The following is a 14,434-nucleotide window of genomic DNA, read 5'->3' on the forward strand; positions in this document are numbered from 1 at the left end:
ATGGCCACCGTCATCCGCCCGACCGACGCCCTCACCCGGGACGCGCTCGCCGTCCTCCAGCCCGGCTTCACCGGCACCACCGCGCCGGACTGGCTGCTGCGCCGCCTCGACGAGGGCCTGGCCTGCGTCGCCCTCTTCGGCCGCAACGTGCACAGCCCGGAGCAACTCGCCGCCCTCACCGGTCAGTTGCACGGCGTCCGCGACGAACTGCTCATCGCCATCGACGAGGAGGGCGGCGACGTCACCCGCCTCGAAGTGCGCGGCGGCTCCTCCTTCCCCGGCAACCTCGCGCTCGGCGCCGTCGACGACACCGCGCTCACCCGCGATGTCGCCCGCGAACTCGGCCGCCGGCTGGCCGACTGCGGTATCAACCTCAACTGGGCCCCCTCCGCCGACGTCAACTCCAACCCCGCCAACCCCGTCATCGGCGTCCGCTCCTTCGGCGCCGACCCCGCCCTCGTCGCCCGGCACACCGCCGCCTACGTCGAGGGACTGCAGTCCGCCGGCGTCGCCGCCTGCACCAAGCACTTCCCCGGGCACGGCGACACCGCCGTCGACTCCCACCACGACCTGCCCCGCATCACCGCCGATCTGACCACGCTCCGGGAACGCGAACTGGTCCCGTTCCGCGCCGCGGTGGCCGCCGGCACCCGCGCCGTCATGAGCGCCCACATCCTGCTGCCCGCACTGGACCCCGAACGCCCCGCCACGCTCAGCCCGGGCACTCTGCACGGACTGCTGCGCGCCCCCGCCACCGAGGGCGGCCTCGGCTTCGACGGCCTGATCGTCACCGACGGCATCGAGATGCGGGCCATCTCCGCCACCTACGGCATCGAACGCGGCAGCGTCCTGGCGCTCGCCGCCGGGGCCGACGCGATCTGCGTGGGCGGCGGACTGGCCGACGAGGACACCGTGTTGCGGCTGCGCGACGCGCTGGTCAGGGCCGTACGCGAGGGCGAACTGCCCGAGGAACGGCTCGCCGACGCCGCGGCGCGGGTGCGCGCCCTGGCGCACTGGACCCGGGTCGCGGGCGCGGCGGAGGGGGCCGCGCCCGCACCCGGGATCGGTCTGACCGCCGCCCGCCGCGCCCTCCGGCTGACCTCCGCCACCCCGCACCAGCCGCTCACCGCCCCCGCCTACGTCGCCGCGTTCACCCCGCTCGCCAACATCGCCGTCGGGGACGAGACCCCCTGGGGCGTGGCCGCCGAACTCACCCGCCTCCTCCCCGGCACCGAGACCGCCACCGTCGGCGCCGAGGACGCCGCGGCCGGCACCGGCCCCCTCGTCGACACCCTGCTCACCGCCGCCGGCGACCGCCCGATCGTGGCCGTCGTCCGCGATCTCCACCGCCACCCGTGGATGGCCGACGCCCTGCGGGCCCTGCTGACCGCCCGCCCCCACACCGCCGTCGTCGAAATGGGCGTCCCCCAGGCCCCGCCCCGCGGCACCCCGCACCTCGCCACCCACGGCGCCGCCCGCATCTGCGCCCAGGCAGCAGCCGAGGCCCTGACGGGACAGGCCTCCTGAGGGGCCGACTCCTCAAAGGCCCGCTTCCTGAGGGGCCGCGTCCTTAGAGGCCCGCTTCCTGAGGGGCCGATCCCTCAGAGGCCCGCTCCCTGAGGGGGCCGCTCCCTGAGGGGGCCGCTCGGTGGCGGGCTGCTGCCTGGTGGCCCTGCCACCCACCGTCTCCCGCCCCTGCCGCCTCTCCGTCCCCCGACGTGCCGAGGGCCCGTACCCGCACCGGCGCCCCACCGGGGCCCAGCACCGGGTACGGGCCCTCGGGCCGCCGGTGGGTTCCGTCAGAGCCCTTGCCACTCCGGCTTGGCGGCGTAGGTCGCGCGGAAGTACGCGGCCAACTTCAGCTTGGACGCGGCGGCTTCGTCGACGACCACCGTCGCATGCGGGTGGAACTGCAGCGCCGAGGCCGGGACCAGCGCGGCGACCGGCCCCTCGACGGCCTGGGCCACGGCGTCGGCCTTGCCCTCACCGGTGGCCAGCAGCACCAGGTGGCGGGCCTCCAGGATGGTGCCGATGCCCTGGGTGATGACGTGGTGCGGAACCTCGTCCGGGCTGTCGAAGAAGCGGGCGTTGTCCTCCCGGGTCTGCTGGGTGAGGGTCTTGATGCGGGTACGGGAAGCCAGCGACGAGCACGGCTCGTTGAAGCCGATGTGCCCGTCGGTGCCGATGCCGAGCAGCTGGAGATCCACCCCGCCCGCCTCGCCGAGCGCCCGGTCGTAGGCCTCGCAGGCGGCCTGGACGTCCTCGGCCGTGCCGTCCGGGCCCATGAACGCGCTCTCGTCGAGCCCCAACGGCTCCACCACCTCGCGCAGCACCACCGAGCGGTAGGACTCGGGGTGTCCGGCCGGCAGACCCACGTACTCGTCGAGCTGGCAGATCCGGGCCCGCGAGACATCGACCTCGCCGGCCCGGGTCTTGCGCGCCAGCGCCTGGTAGATGGGCAACGGGGTCGAGCCGGTGGCCACGCCGAGCAGCGCCTCGGGCTTGCGGCGCATCAGGGTGGCCATGGCCTCCGCGATGAGCTCGCCGCCTGCCGTGGCGTCCGGGACGATGACAACTTCCACGCTTGGCCTGCCGTTCTGAAGAATGGGCTATGTGGTATAGACCAATCTAGCAGAGGCGGGTGGTCGCGGTCCTGTGTCGCCGTTGAACGGCAGGGCACGTTTTCCGGGCCGTTCACCATCGGTCCGGTGACCGGTCCATGGCCTGCGGCCGCGGGTGGGGGAGCGGCGCGCAACCGGGGCCGGGACGCCGGACGGTCACAGCAGGGCGCCGCCCGTGGCGTCTATCCACTGGCCCGTCACCCACCGGCTGTCGTCCGAGGCGAGGAACCCCACGATGTCGGCGATATCGGTGGCGTCCGCGACCCGCCCCAGCGGGGAGAGCGCTGCGGTCGCGGCGCGCGCCTCGGCGTTCTCCTCGCCGCGCAGCCAGGCGGCGTTCATCTCCGTGTCGACCGCGCCCGGTGCCACCGCGTTGACCGTGATGCCGCGGGGGCCGAGCTCCTTCGCCAGGGAGCGGGTCAGGATGTCGACCGGGCCCTTGGACATCGCATAGGCGATCAGTTCGGACTTGGTCGCGCCGTGCGTCAGCCGCGTGGAGAGATTGACGACCCGTCCGCCGTCCCGCAGCCGGGACAGGCCCTCCTGGATCACGAAGTACGGCGCGGTGGCGTTGACCGCGAAGAGGTGCTCGACATCGGCGCGTGTCATCGCGCCGAAGGGGCGCAGCGCTCCGTCCAACGTCTTGTTGATCCCGGCGTTGTTGACCAGGATGTCCAGCCCCTCGGCGTGCGCGTCGAACGCCGTCCACAGTGCCTCGGCGTCCCCCGCCGCCCCCAGTGCGGCGCGGAGCGTGAACGCCTCGCCGCCCGCCGCCTCGATCGCCGCGGCCGTCTCCTTCGCCGCCGTCTCGTCGCTCCCGAAGTGCACGCCGACCCGCGCGCCGTCCCGGCCCAGCCGCTCCGAGATCGCCCGGCCGATCCCCCGGCCGCCGCCCGTCACCAGTGCCGTCTTCCCCTCAAGTGCCCCCATCGCGGGCCCCTCCCCTTCGTCCGTGCGTCCGCATGCACCGTCGGCGCGCGCACCCGCTCGCCCCGCGAACGATTTCTTTATCGATCGCTACATAAAAACCGTAGCACGCGTTTCTTACCGACCGCTATAAAATTCACTCCATGGTGGCCAAAGAGACCAAGCAGCGCGGCCGACCCCGCTCCTTCGACCGGGACACGGCCCTGGAGAAGGCGATCCGGTCCTTCTGGGAGTACGGCTACGAATCCACGTCCATCTCCGACCTCACCCGCGAGATGGGGATCAGCGCCCCCAGCCTCTACGCCGCCTTCGGCGACAAGCGGGCCCTGTTCGGCGAGGCGATAGCGGTGTACGGGGAGCAGTACGGCGGCTTCATCTCCCGTGCCCTGGCCGAGGAGTCGACCGCCCGCCGCGGCGTCGAGCGCGCCCTGCGCGAGGCCGCGGTCGAGTACACCGTCCCGGACCGCCCGCGGGGCTGCATGGTGATCAGCGCCGCGCTGAACACCGCCCCCGCCTCCGCCGAGGTCGCCGCGTCCCTGCGGGAGAAGCGGCAGTCCAACACCCAGGAGGTCGAGCGCGCGATCCGGGCGGACGTCGCCACCGGCGAACTCCCCGCCGGCACCGACGCCGGCGCGCTGGCCGCGTATGTGAGCGCGGTCATCGCCGGGATGTCGCAGTCCGCGCGGGACGGCGCGGACCGCGCCACGCTGGAGACGGTCGCCGCCCTGGCGATGTGCGCCTGGCCGCAGCAGAGGGAGCGGGCCTAAAGCGCCCGCGGGGTCAGGCCCCCGAAAACACCCGCGGGCCGCGGCGCCGGGACAGGACCCTCAACCTGTCCGGCACCGCAGCCCGGAGCTGACATCGGCCGGCCCCGTAGTGCGGGCGGTTGGTGCCCCCAGTGCGGTAGGGGGCACGGCCCCGTCCCGGGACCGGTCGATCGGAGGTCCGGGCGCAGTCAGGGCAGAGAGCGCCGTGGACCTCGGTCCGCCCTCCTGTGCGGGGAGAACGGAGGTTCCAGCGGTTCGGGGGTTCCCCCGGAGTGCCGCACCGCACATTCTGGACTAGACCATTCTTGTCTGTCCATGGGCGTGCAGACACAACCCGTACGGTACGCCGGTAGGCTCCGAGATGTGCCCTCGATGAACGATCTCGTACGCCAGCACACCGCTCTCAGCGATTCCGACCTGGAGTGGTTGCACCTGCTGGTCTCGGAGTGGCAGTTGCTCTCCGACCTCTCCTTCGCCGACCTCGTCCTGTGGATCCCCACCCTCGACGGCACGCGCTACGTGTCGGTCGCCCAGATGCGGCCCAACACCGGACCGACCTCCTACCAGGACGACATGGTCGGCCACCTCGTCCCCCGGGGCCGCCGCCCGATGCTGGACTGCGCCCTGGACGAGGGCCGCATCGTCCGCGAGGGCGACCCCGAGTGGCGCGAGGAGGTGCCGGTGCGGGTCGAGTCCATCCCGGTCCGCCGCGGGGGCCGGGTGCTCGGGGTGATCGCCCGGAACACCAATCTGCTGACCGTGCGGACCCCCAGCCGGCTGGAGCTGACCTACCTCCAGAGTGCCTCCGACCTGGCCCAGATGATCGCTGCCGGAACGTTTCCCTTCCCTGGTCAGCAGGTCGACATGGACGCCTCGCCGCGCGCCGGCGACGGACTGATCCGGCTCGACGCCGACGGTGTCGTCCAGTACGCCAGCCCCAACGCGCTCTCCGCCTACCACCGCCTCGGCCTCGCCGCCGACCTCGTGGGCCACCACCTCGGCCAGACCACCGCCGAACTGGCCCCGGCCCGCGGCCCGGTGGACGAGGCGCTGGTCAAACTGGCCAGCGGCTGGGCGCCGCGGGAATTCGAGGTCGAGGGTAACGACGGGGTGATCCAATTGCGGGCCATCCCCCTCAAACCCAAAGGAACGCATATCGGTTCACTGGTCCTGTTGCGCGACGTCACCGAACTGCGCCGCCGGGAACGGGAACTGATCACCAAAGACGCCACCATCCGGGAAATTCACCACCGGGTGAAGAACAATCTCCAGACCGTCGCCGCCCTGCTGCGGTTGCAGTCCCGCCGAATGGATTCCGAGCAGGGACGCGAGGCCCTCAACGAGGCCGTGCGCAGGGTCGGTTCGATCGCGATCGTGCACGAGACGCTTTCCCAGACCCTTGACGAGCGGGTGGAGTTCGACGAGATCGCCGACCGGGTCCTGGCCATGGTCGCGGAGATCGCCCCGGGGAAGGTGACCACCCGCCGCACCGGACGCTTCGGCATCCTGGAGGCCGAGGTGGCCACCCCGCTGTCGATGGTGCTCACGGAGGTGCTCCAGAACGCCCTGGAGCACGCCTTCGAGCAGGTGCAGCACGGCGCCGTCGAGGTCGCCGCGGTGCGCGGCGGCAGCCGCATCGAGCCCCGGCTGCTGGTCACCGTCCAGGACAACGGCCGCGGGCTGCCCGAGGGATTCGACCCGCACCGCGCCGGAAACCTGGGGCTGCAGATCGTACGGACCCTGGTGGAGGGGGAGTTGGGCGGAACATTCGACATGACCCGCCGGCCCGAGGGCGGCACCCAGGTGCTCCTCGACATCCCCGTACGGGCCGAGAAGAAGAAGCACTGAGCGGAGGATCACAGCGGGAGCCCCGGGCTCCCGCCCTCCGCCGGCCCCTCGGCACAGCAACAAGCCCCGGACCGAAGTCGGTCCGGGGCTCAAAGCTGTAGCGATGCGATATCGACCGGGTCTCACCGGGCGGGCATCGAAGGTACTGCGCGCTGCGGCTCGGGGGCCACGGGGAGGCTGGCTCAGGCGCTGGCGTTGCGCGCCCGGTTGCGAGCTGCACGGCGCTTCATGGCGCGGCGCTCGTCCTCGCTCAGACCACCCCAGACGCCAGAGTCCTGACCGGACTCGAGCGCCCACTGCAGGCACTGCTCCATGACGGGGCAGCGGCGGCAGACGGCCTTGGCTTCCTCGATCTGCAGCAGCGCGGGACCGGTGTTGCCGATGGGGAAGAAGAGCTCGGGGTCTTCTTCGCGGCAAACGGCGCGGTGACGCCAGTCCATGGCTGCTCCATCTCCTCGTGTGACGGGATCGTTGCTTGTGAATGTGAACGCTTTCACGAATCCCTCCACAAGGGAAGGGCCGAAAGCCAGTCAAGGACTGGTGCGGTCCTGTGGAATGAGGAGGAGGATTCGGGCTCTCAAGGGGGCCGGTAAAGCGGCCGTCCCGATCGCCATGAAGAGACTCGCAAACCTCGGCGACGGATACAACCCCTTCCGGAAACTTTTTTTTGATTCCTTGGTGTCGCCTAGCTCACAGCCGTCATTCCAGGGGGTGGAAGCCAGCCTAAACGTTCGAGTGAAAGGACTTTGGGCCCTACTGCTCACACAATCACACGCAGTGCACGGCGTACGCCTGTGAACGTCACACTCGTCCGCAGTCCCAAGTGGTCACCGTCCATCTGAAACGGCAGGGGAACCTGCGAATGCAAGGTGAAGTCGGTGAGGTCGTGAAGTGAGAGAACGTGCTTGCCCCGGGGGCCGCGGTCCGGTGTGGAGGCGAGGAGCTGGGAGGCGTAGCGGGTCACCGCCGGCACCGAGAACCTGTCCAGCGCGAAGAGGTCCAGGGCGGTGTCGAAGGACGCCTCGGGGGAGGGGTAGATCGGGCGGTTGCCCAGGTACGACCAGGGGGCGGTGTTGCAGATTATGGACATCGCGAGGTTCTCGGTGACCTCCGTGGTGCCCGGCTCGGCGCCCGGTCGTTCGAGTGTGATGGTGCCCTCGCGGCGGTTGGCCTCGCCCAGGAACTGCCGGACGACCTGGCGCACGTACAGGGCGTGGGTGGACCGCTTGCCGCGCTCGCGCTGCTGCTCGACCCGGCCGACCACGCCCGCGTCGAAGCCGAAGCCGGCGCAGAAGGTGAACCAGCGGGCCGGCACCCCCTCGTCCGGCGTGCCGGGCGTGCCCGCGGCCAGGCCCAGGCCGACCGTGCGCTCGCTCTTGTCGCGCAGCGCGTCCAGCAGGGCGCCGGTGGCCTCCACGACGTCGTTGGGCAGTCCCAGGGCGCGGGCGAAGACGTTGGTGGAGCCGCCGGGGACCACGGCCAGCCGGGGATGCGCGTCCGGGTCGGGCCCGGTGCTCAGCAGGCCGTTGACGACCTCGTTGACGGTGCCGTCGCCGCCGAGCGCCACCACCAGGTCGGTCTCCCCGCCCTCGGCGGCCTCCCGGGCCAGGTCGCGGGCGTGGCCGCGGTACTGCGTCTCGGCGACCTCCAGCTTGAGGTCGCTGGCCAGTGCGTGGGTGAGGACTTCACGGGTGCGGAGGCTCGTGGTGGTTGCTGCGGGATTGACCACGAGAAGTGCGCGCATATGCAGCAGCGTACCTACCTGCGGGTACCGGCCTCACTCCCGTCCGCGCTCCGGGCGCCCCCGGACCGGCCCGGGCCCGGCGCTACCCTGCTGGGGTGACCAGTCAGCAGAAGCAGTCCCCGAAGCGAGCCGCCGGCGCCCCCGCGGTGCCCGAGCCGGCGGGCCCGCGGCCCGCCCGGCTGAGCGCCGCCGCGGTGCTCACCGCCGTCGAGGGGCTGGCGCTGGCCGCCCTCGGAGCCTCCATGCTGATCAACGGCCTGGTCGGGACGCCCGACAGCCCGCAGCAGGCGGAGATGGGCGGGGTGACCATCCTGGCGCTGGCGGTGCTGCCGCTGGTCGCCGCGCGGGGCCTGTGGCTGCGCCGCCGGTGGAGCCGGGGGCCGTCGCTGATCACCCAGATCGTGGCGCTGCCGGTCGCCTGGACGCTGGTCAAGGGCGGCGGCGTGCTGATCGCCGCCGGCGCCGCGCTGGCGGTGGCGGCGCTGGTCGTGCTCGTCCTGCTGGTCAATCCGACGGCCACGACGGCACTGGGCATCGGCCCGCGGGAGGCGCCGTAGGCGCCCCGTAGGGGCCGAGACGGCCCCGTGGCCCGGAGGCGGGTCCCGATAGCAGGAGTGGCCCCGTAGGGGAGGGGCGAACGGATCCCGTAGGGGATGTCGCCGCCCCCTGCGGGGCCACAACGCGTTGGGGCGGGGCGCTGTTCCCGCGCTCGGCGGGTCTTTGACGTATCGGGGGGCGGGGTGCCGTTGCCGTGCGCGTGCCGTGCCGCGGTGGGGCGGGCCGGGGCGTGGCGCGGGGGTGGCGGGTGGGCATGTGGTCCTTGTCCCGGCCGCGTCGCGTGGTCCTGCCCCGGCCAGGCAGCGTGGTCCTGACTGGTGCAGGCGCGGGGCTGTCCGGTGCGGGCGTGCGGGTCTGTGCGGCGCGGGGGAGGGCTGCCCGGGGTGGGGCTACTCCTCGACCAGGAGCTTGTCGCGGAGTTGGGCCAGGGTGCGGGCCAGCAGACGGGAGACGTGCATCTGGGAGATGCCGACCTCCTGGGCGATCTGCGACTGGGTCATGTTGCCGAAGAACCGCAGCAGCAGGATCTTCTTCTCGCGCGGCGGGAGGTCCTCCAGCAGCGGCTTGAGGGACTCGCGGTACTCCACGCCCTCCAGCGCCTCGTCCTCCGCGCCGAGGGTGTCGGCGACCGCCGGGGACTCGTCGTCGGTGTCCGGGACGTCCAGCGACAGGGTGCTGTACGCGTTCGCCGACTCCAGGCCCTCCAGGACCTCCTCCTCGGAGATCCCCAGGTGCTCGGCCAGTTCGTGGACCGTGGGCGCCCGGCCGTGCCGCTGGGACAGCTCGGCGGTCGCGGTGGTCAGCGACAGCCGCAGCTCCTGGAGGCGGCGCGGGACCCGGACCGCCCAGCCCTTGTCGCGGAAGTGCCGCTTGATCTCCCCGACGACCGTGGGCGTGGCGTACGTGGAGAACTCCACGCCGCGGTCCGGGTCGAACCGGTCCACCGACTTGATCAGGCCGATCGTGGCGACCTGGGTCAGGTCGTCGAGCGGCTCACCGCGGTTGCGGAACCGCCGGGCCAGGTGCTCGACCAGCGGCAGGTGCATCCGCACCAGGGTGTTGCGCAGCTCCGCGCGCTCCGGGGAGCCCGCGGGCAGCGCGCGCAGCTCGTAGAACATCGCACGGGCGCCGCCGCGGTCGTGCGGATCCGCCGGCCCCTGGGCATGCCCGTCCTGGGGCCGGTCGCCGGCGGCCGGCGGATCCTGCCGGTCGGCCTGCCGGTCCTGCTGCTCGCTGTGGTCCATGTGGTCCGCCCGCTCTGCCTGCTCCGCCGCGTCCAACCGGCCGCCGTGGTCGTCCGCTCCCACCGGGTGCGGCCGGGCGTGCTGCCCGGGGATGACCGCGCCCGCCGCCATCCTCGCGCCGCGTTCGAGATCTTTCACGGGGCCCCCTGTTCAGTCATGACGGTCCGGGACCGGCGCCGCGCTCCTTGTAGAGACTGATGGTGACCGTACGGTCCTCGGCGACGTCCGAATCGACCTTGCCGGCCAGTGCGGAGAGCACCGTCCAGGCGAAGGTGTCGCGCTCGGGGGCGCGGCCGTCGGTCGTCGGGGCCGACACCGTCACCTGCAGCGCGTCGTCGATGAGCCGGAAGACGCAGCTGAGCACGCTGCCGGGGACGGCCTGTTGCAGCAGGATCGCGCAGGCCTCGTCCACCGCGATGCGCAGATCCTCGATTTCGTCGAGGGTGAAGTCCAAGCGGGCTGCGAGACCGGCCGTGGCCGTACGCAGCACTGACAGGTAGGCACCCGCAGCGGGCAACCGGACTTCCACGAAGTCCTGAGTCCCGGGCTCGCCTGCGATCTGGGACACCCTCACCTCCAAGGTGGCACAAGCTGGTAGAGCTGAAATGCGTGATGAAGCTCTAGCGTTCGCTACTTCGCGTTCTTCGGGCATCCGTGCCGGGCGGTTCCCCTTCCACGTGCTCAGGAGAACGATCCGGCGCGGCTGTGGTACGGCTGTGACGCTACCGCGATCGGCGGGCCGATGTCGCCCGGAAGGAGCAGGGCAGCCCCTCGGACGTCGACCGGCGGCTCACCGACGCCACGTCTGTTACAGAGTGTAAAACCTCAGGCACGGACGGTGGTAGGGGTTGGAGCCGCCAATTCGAGGCCGATTACGCTCCGTTGGAAGGCGTGCTCTCCGCGAGGGAGTGCAGCGCGTCTCCAGTGAGCCGGAAGCCCCGCCATTCGTCCATGGGCCGGGCGCCGACCGACTGGAAAAAGCCGAGGGACGGTTCGTTCCAGTCCAGGACCGACCACTCGAAACGCTGGTACCCGCGCGTCACGCAGAGCTGCGCCAGGGCCGTCAGCAGCGCTCTGCCGTGGCCGCCGCCGCGCGCCCCGGGGCGGACGAACAGGTCCTCCAGATAGACACCGTGCGTGCCCGTCCACGTCGAGAAGTTCCGGAACCACAGGGCGTAGCCGACCGGTGCGCCGGCCTCCTCCGCGAGCAGTGCGAACGCGGCCGGCTGCGGGCCGAACAGGGCCTCGGCCAGCTGCGGTTCGGTGGCCTGCGCGGACTCGGGGGCCCGTTCGTAGGCGGCGAGTTCGCCGATCATGGCGAGCAGGACCGGGACGTCGTCGGGCGTCGCTTCGCGGATCATGCCGCAAGGCTAGACCCACCGCCCCCGAGGGCCCCGCGGCGGTACCCGCCCCCGCACCCCGCGGTGCGCGTCAGACCAGCACCTGGTCCACATAGCACCACCGCCACGACGCACCCGGCTCCAGCGACCGCATCACCGCATGGCCGGTCTCCTCGTAGTGCCCGGTGGCGTGCCGGTACGGCGAGGAGTCGCAGCAGCCGACGTGCCCGCACACCAGGCACAGCCGCAGCTGCACCGGGTGGCTGCCGACGGCCAGGCACTCCAGACAGGTCTCGCTCGCCGGCGCCGGCCCGGCATCCGGGAGCCCGGAAAGGTGCGTGCACGCGTTCATGCCGAAGCCCCGCTCCGCTCGGCCTCGCAGACGCGAGGCGCGCACCCCTGGACGATTCGCCCGCTGCGCTCGCTCATGCCGAAGCCCCGCTCCGTTCCGCCTCGCACGCACGAGGCGGGCACCCATTCGTGATTCGCTCGCTGCACTCGCTCATGATGGCCAGACTAGATCGCCGGGACGGCCGGCGGCGGAGCGTGGGGACGGTGCGGGCGTGAACGTGATGCCGCTGTTGCTGCTGGTCGCGGGCAGCGCGGGGGTCGCCGGGCTGGCGCGGCGGACACCGGTGCCGGCGCCGCTCCTGCTGGTCGCCGCGGGGCTCGTCGCCGCGTACATCCCGGGCGTCCCGGACTACACCCTCGATCCGCACGTCGTGCTGCCGCTGCTGCTGCCCCCGCTGCTGCACACCGCCGCGCTGGACAGCTCCTACCTGGACCTGCGGGCCAACCTGCGGCCGGTGGCGATGCTCTCGGTCGGCTATGTGCTGTTCGCGACGCTGGTCGTCGGGTACGTGGCGTACCTGGTCATCCCGGGTCTGCCGCTGACCGCGGCGCTCGTCCTGGGCGCCGTCGTCGCCCCGCCGGACGCCGTCGCGGCCACCGCGATCGCCCGCAGACTGGGCCTGCCGCACCGGATCACGACGATCCTCCAGGGCGAGTCGCTGGTCAACGACGCCACCGCGATCACCGCGTACCGGGTGGCGCTGGCCGCCGCCGTCGGCGTCAGCGCCACCTGGGGCCAGGGCCTGAAGGAGTTCGCCGTGGCGTCCCTGGGCGGCATCGGGATCGGCGTGGTGCTGATGGTGCCGCTGCACTGGCTCCGCTGCCGGCTGCGGGCCTCGGCGCTCCTGGAGAACACCCTCTCGCTGCTCATTCCGTTCACCGCGTACGCCGCCGCCGAACAGGTCGGGGCCTCCGGGGTGCTGGCCGTCGTGGTGGTCGGCCTCTACCTGGGCCACCGCTCCTGGCAGGTGGACTTCGAGACCCGGCTCCAGGAGGAGGCCGTCTGGAAGATGGTCTCCTTCGTGCTGGAGTCCGCGGTCTTCGCGCTGATCGGGCTCCAACTGCCGGTCGTGCTGCGGGGCCTGGGGGAGTTCAGCACCGCCGAGGCCCTCGGGTACGCGGCGGTGGTGTTCGCCGTCGTGGTGCTGGCGCGCTTCGCCTGGGTCTTCCCCGCCACGTACCTGCCGCGGCTGCTGTCGGCCCGGATCCGCGCCCGCGAACCGGACACCACCTGGGCCGCGCCGGTCATCGTCGGCTGGGCCGGGATGCGCGGGGTGGTCTCGCTGGCCATCGCCTTCTCGATCCCCGCCACGGTGCACGACGGCGGCCCCTTCCCGGCCCGCAACCTCGTGCTCTTCCTGACCTTCACCACCGTCATCGGCACCCTCGTCGTCCAGGGGCTGACGCTGCCGCCGCTGATCCGGCTGCTGCGGCTGCCCGACCGCGACGCACAGGCCGAGACGCTGATCGAGGCGCAGGCCCAGAACGAGGCGTCCCGGGCCGCGGAGGCCCGGCTCGACGCCCTGCTCCAGGACGAGCGCAACGCCCTGCCCGGGCCGCTCGCCGACCGGCTGCGCACCGTCCTGGAACGGCGCCGCAACGCGGTGTGGGAACGGCTGGGCGCGGTGAACGAGGTGACCGGGGAGTCCGCCGACGACACCTACCGGCGGCTGTCCCGGGAGGTGATCGACGTCGAACGGCGGGTCTTCGTCGAACTGCGGGACGCCCGGCGCATCGACGACGAGATGATGCGGACGCTGCTGCGGCGGCTGGACCTGGAGGAGGCGGCGGCCTATCGGGAGGGCGCGCCGTGACCGGCCGGCGGGCCGCCTACGGGGTGCCGGTGACGACGGCGGCGACGGTGCTGCCGGGCGGGAAGGCGCCCCGCTCGACGAGGGCGGTCAGCGCGAACAGCAGCTTGGCGACGTAGACCCGCTCGACGGGCAGGCCGTGCCGCTCCTCGAAGGCGTCGGCGAACGCGTCCAACTCCGGGGTGCGGCGGGCGTAGCCGCCGAAGTGGAAGTCCTCCGCCAGCGTCCAGTCGCCGCGTATCCCGCCGAAGGCCGCGCGCTGGAGCGCCGCGACCTCCTCGTGGAGGAAGTGCGGGCTGCCGCCCTTGAGGACCGGGACGCCCAGCGCGCGCCGGCCGGGCCCGAGTCCGGCGGCGAGCCCGGCCAGCGTGCCGCCGGTCCCGCACGCCACCGCGACGGTGTCGGCTCGCCCGCGCAGCTCCCGGCCCAACTCCGCGCAGCCCTGCGCGGCCAGCGCGTTGCTGCCGCCCTCCGGTATGACGCGGAAGGCGCCGAAGCGGTCCCGGAGGGCGGCGAGGACGTCCGGGTCGGACTTGCGGCGGTAGGCGGTGCGGTCGACGAAGTGCAGGCGCATCCCGTCGGCGGCGCAGCGGGCCAGTGACCAGTTGAGCGGGGCGGTGGCCAGTTCGTCGCCGCGGACCACGCCGATCGTGGACAGGCCCAGCAGCCGGCCGGCCGCGGCCGTGGCACGCAGGTGGTTGGAGTACGCGCCCCCGAAGGTGAGCAGCGCACGGTCGCCGGCCTCGGCGGCGGCGCGCAGGTTGGGGGCCAGCTTGCGCCACTTGTTGCCGGGGAGGGCGGGGTGGATGAGGTCGTCCCGTTTGAGGACGAGGCGGACGCCGCGGCGGGTGAACGGCCCGTCGTCGACGGGCTGGAGCGGCGAGGGGAGGTGGGGCCGCAGTATCTGGGGAAGGGCGCTGGTCACGGGGAGCGGAGGGGAGGGGGAGGGGACGGGGGTGCGTGGAGGGGCGCGGTCGTCAGCCGCGCAGGAAGCCGTCGCCGTGCGTGCTGATGTGGGCTTCGAGGGCGGTGAGGGCGCTCTGGGTGGCATCGGGAGTGCCGCTGCCGCGCCGCTCCGCGTAGTAGGCGGCGCCGAGCTTCCTCAGCAGGTCGTTGCCTGCGCGCTGCTGCTGCAACTCGTCGACCTTCTGCTTGCCTTGGGCCAGTCCCTGCTTGGCCTGCTCCTTGGCGCGGTCGAGAAACCCGGACATTGCTGCCTCCCT

At 72.6% G+C, this 14,434-nt stretch carries 15 protein-coding genes; 5 read left to right on the forward strand and 10 right to left on the reverse strand.

Annotated features, from left to right (window positions below; translation table 11 throughout):
- Positions 1 to 1,527 (forward strand): glycoside hydrolase family 3 protein, encoded by a 1,527-nt coding sequence (locus ACIQE0_RS16455; RefSeq protein WP_402332525.1) that lies wholly within the window; start codon positions 1 to 3, stop codon positions 1,525 to 1,527.
- Positions 1,528 to 1,799: 272 nt separating this feature from the next.
- On the opposite strand, the gene nagB is transcribed toward ACIQE0_RS16455, so the two are convergent.
- Both nagB and ACIQE0_RS16465 read right to left on the reverse strand, forming a co-directional pair.
- Positions 1,800 to 2,582 carry a glucosamine-6-phosphate deaminase gene (gene nagB, locus ACIQE0_RS16460; RefSeq protein ID WP_366335120.1) on the reverse strand — a complete coding sequence of 261 codons (783 nt, stop codon included), beginning with the start codon at positions 2,580 to 2,582 and terminating at the stop codon, positions 1,800 to 1,802.
- Positions 2,583 to 2,777: 195 nt separating this feature from the next.
- Positions 2,778 to 3,551, reverse strand: coding sequence for an SDR family oxidoreductase (locus tag ACIQE0_RS16465; protein WP_402332528.1), 774 nt, complete (start codon positions 3,549 to 3,551; stop codon positions 2,778 to 2,780).
- 140 nt (positions 3,552 to 3,691) lie between these two features.
- Here ACIQE0_RS16465 and ACIQE0_RS16470 point away from each other — a divergent pair, with 140 nt between their 5' ends.
- Entirely contained in the window at positions 3,692 to 4,315 is a 624-nt protein-coding gene (locus ACIQE0_RS16470; RefSeq protein ID WP_402332531.1) for a TetR/AcrR family transcriptional regulator, read from the forward strand.
- A gap of 372 nt (positions 4,316 to 4,687) precedes the next feature.
- Complete coding sequence (locus ACIQE0_RS16475) at positions 4,688 to 6,163, forward strand: sensor histidine kinase (protein ID WP_402332534.1); 1,476 nt, start codon at positions 4,688 to 4,690, stop codon at positions 6,161 to 6,163.
- A 182-nt stretch (positions 6,164 to 6,345) separates the two neighbouring features.
- Here ACIQE0_RS16475 and ACIQE0_RS16480 read toward each other — a convergent pair whose 3' ends face one another.
- Entirely contained in the window at positions 6,346 to 6,603 is a 258-nt protein-coding gene (locus tag ACIQE0_RS16480; protein WP_003983230.1) for a WhiB family transcriptional regulator, read from the reverse strand.
- Positions 6,604 to 6,923: 320 nt separating this feature from the next.
- Positions 6,924 to 7,907: a diacylglycerol kinase family protein gene (locus ACIQE0_RS16485; protein WP_366335112.1), complete on the reverse strand. Its 984-nt coding sequence runs from the start codon at positions 7,905 to 7,907 to the stop codon at positions 6,924 to 6,926.
- A 95-nt stretch (positions 7,908 to 8,002) separates the two neighbouring features.
- On the opposite strand from ACIQE0_RS16485, the gene ACIQE0_RS16490 reads away from it, so the two are divergent.
- Positions 8,003 to 8,464, forward strand: a complete 462-nt coding sequence (locus ACIQE0_RS16490) for a hypothetical protein (RefSeq protein WP_366335110.1) — start codon at positions 8,003 to 8,005, stop codon at positions 8,462 to 8,464.
- 390 nt (positions 8,465 to 8,854) lie between these two features.
- Here the strand turns inward: ACIQE0_RS16490 and ACIQE0_RS16495 are convergent, their stop codons facing one another.
- The 4 genes from ACIQE0_RS16495 to ACIQE0_RS16510 form a co-directional block, all read right to left on the reverse strand.
- Positions 8,855 to 9,820 (reverse strand): RNA polymerase sigma factor SigF, encoded by a 966-nt coding sequence (locus ACIQE0_RS16495; protein WP_366335235.1) that lies wholly within the window; start codon positions 9,818 to 9,820, stop codon positions 8,855 to 8,857.
- 43 nt (positions 9,821 to 9,863) lie between these two features.
- Positions 9,864 to 10,277 carry an anti-sigma regulatory factor gene (locus ACIQE0_RS16500; RefSeq protein WP_366335108.1) on the reverse strand — a complete coding sequence of 138 codons (414 nt, stop codon included), beginning with the start codon at positions 10,275 to 10,277 and terminating at the stop codon, positions 9,864 to 9,866.
- Positions 10,278 to 10,581: 304 nt separating this feature from the next.
- Positions 10,582 to 11,070, reverse strand: a complete 489-nt coding sequence (locus ACIQE0_RS16505) for a GNAT family N-acetyltransferase (RefSeq protein ID WP_366335106.1) — start codon at positions 11,068 to 11,070, stop codon at positions 10,582 to 10,584.
- Positions 11,071 to 11,140: 70 nt separating this feature from the next.
- The gene (locus ACIQE0_RS16510; RefSeq protein WP_366335104.1) at positions 11,141 to 11,401 is read right to left on the reverse strand and encodes a UBP-type zinc finger domain-containing protein; all 261 of its coding nucleotides are present in this window, start codon (positions 11,399 to 11,401) and stop codon (positions 11,141 to 11,143) included.
- 220 nt (positions 11,402 to 11,621) lie between these two features.
- On the opposite strand from ACIQE0_RS16510, the gene ACIQE0_RS16515 reads away from it, so the two are divergent.
- The gene (locus ACIQE0_RS16515) at positions 11,622 to 13,214 is read left to right on the forward strand and encodes a Na+/H+ antiporter (protein WP_384099418.1); all 1,593 of its coding nucleotides are present in this window, start codon (positions 11,622 to 11,624) and stop codon (positions 13,212 to 13,214) included.
- A gap of 16 nt (positions 13,215 to 13,230) precedes the next feature.
- On the opposite strand, the gene ACIQE0_RS16520 is transcribed toward ACIQE0_RS16515, so the two are convergent.
- Positions 13,231 to 14,136: a 1-aminocyclopropane-1-carboxylate deaminase/D-cysteine desulfhydrase gene (locus tag ACIQE0_RS16520; protein ID WP_402332540.1), complete on the reverse strand. Its 906-nt coding sequence runs from the start codon at positions 14,134 to 14,136 to the stop codon at positions 13,231 to 13,233.
- Positions 14,137 to 14,188: 52 nt separating this feature from the next.
- Entirely contained in the window at positions 14,189 to 14,422 is a 234-nt protein-coding gene (locus ACIQE0_RS16525) for a hypothetical protein (RefSeq protein WP_366335098.1), read from the reverse strand.
- Positions 14,423 to 14,434 lie beyond the last annotated feature (12 nt).

Origin of the sequence: Streptomyces sp. NPDC093097 (genome assembly GCF_044754325.1) — a bacterium.
In the GTDB taxonomy this organism is placed as follows: domain Bacteria; phylum Actinomycetota; class Actinomycetes; order Streptomycetales; family Streptomycetaceae; genus Streptomyces.

Excerpts from the sequence above, each read along its gene's own strand:
- ACIQE0_RS16455 (WP_402332525.1), top strand. The coding sequence starts at position 1 with ATGGCCACCGTCATCCGCCCGACCGACGCCCTCACCCGGGACGCGCTC.
- ACIQE0_RS16465 (WP_402332528.1), bottom strand. The coding sequence starts at position 3,551 with ATGGGGGCACTTGAGGGGAAGACGGCACTGGTGACGGGCGGCGGCCGG.
- ACIQE0_RS16470 (WP_402332531.1), top strand. The coding sequence starts at position 3,692 with ATGGTGGCCAAAGAGACCAAGCAGCGCGGCCGACCCCGCTCCTTCGAC.
- ACIQE0_RS16475 (WP_402332534.1), top strand. The coding sequence starts at position 4,688 with ATGAACGATCTCGTACGCCAGCACACCGCTCTCAGCGATTCCGACCTG.
- ACIQE0_RS16480 (WP_003983230.1), bottom strand. The coding sequence starts at position 6,603 with ATGGACTGGCGTCACCGCGCCGTTTGCCGCGAAGAAGACCCCGAGCTC.
- ACIQE0_RS16485 (WP_366335112.1), bottom strand. The coding sequence starts at position 7,907 with ATGCGCGCACTTCTCGTGGTCAATCCCGCAGCAACCACCACGAGCCTC.
- ACIQE0_RS16495 (WP_366335235.1), bottom strand. The coding sequence starts at position 9,820 with ATGGCGGCGGGCGCGGTCATCCCCGGGCAGCACGCCCGGCCGCACCCG.
- ACIQE0_RS16505 (WP_366335106.1), bottom strand. The coding sequence starts at position 11,070 with ATGATCCGCGAAGCGACGCCCGACGACGTCCCGGTCCTGCTCGCCATG.
- ACIQE0_RS16510 (WP_366335104.1), bottom strand. The coding sequence starts at position 11,401 with ATGAACGCGTGCACGCACCTTTCCGGGCTCCCGGATGCCGGGCCGGCG.
- ACIQE0_RS16515 (WP_384099418.1), top strand. The coding sequence starts at position 11,622 with ATGCCGCTGTTGCTGCTGGTCGCGGGCAGCGCGGGGGTCGCCGGGCTG.
- ACIQE0_RS16525 (WP_366335098.1), bottom strand. The coding sequence starts at position 14,422 with ATGTCCGGGTTTCTCGACCGCGCCAAGGAGCAGGCCAAGCAGGGACTG.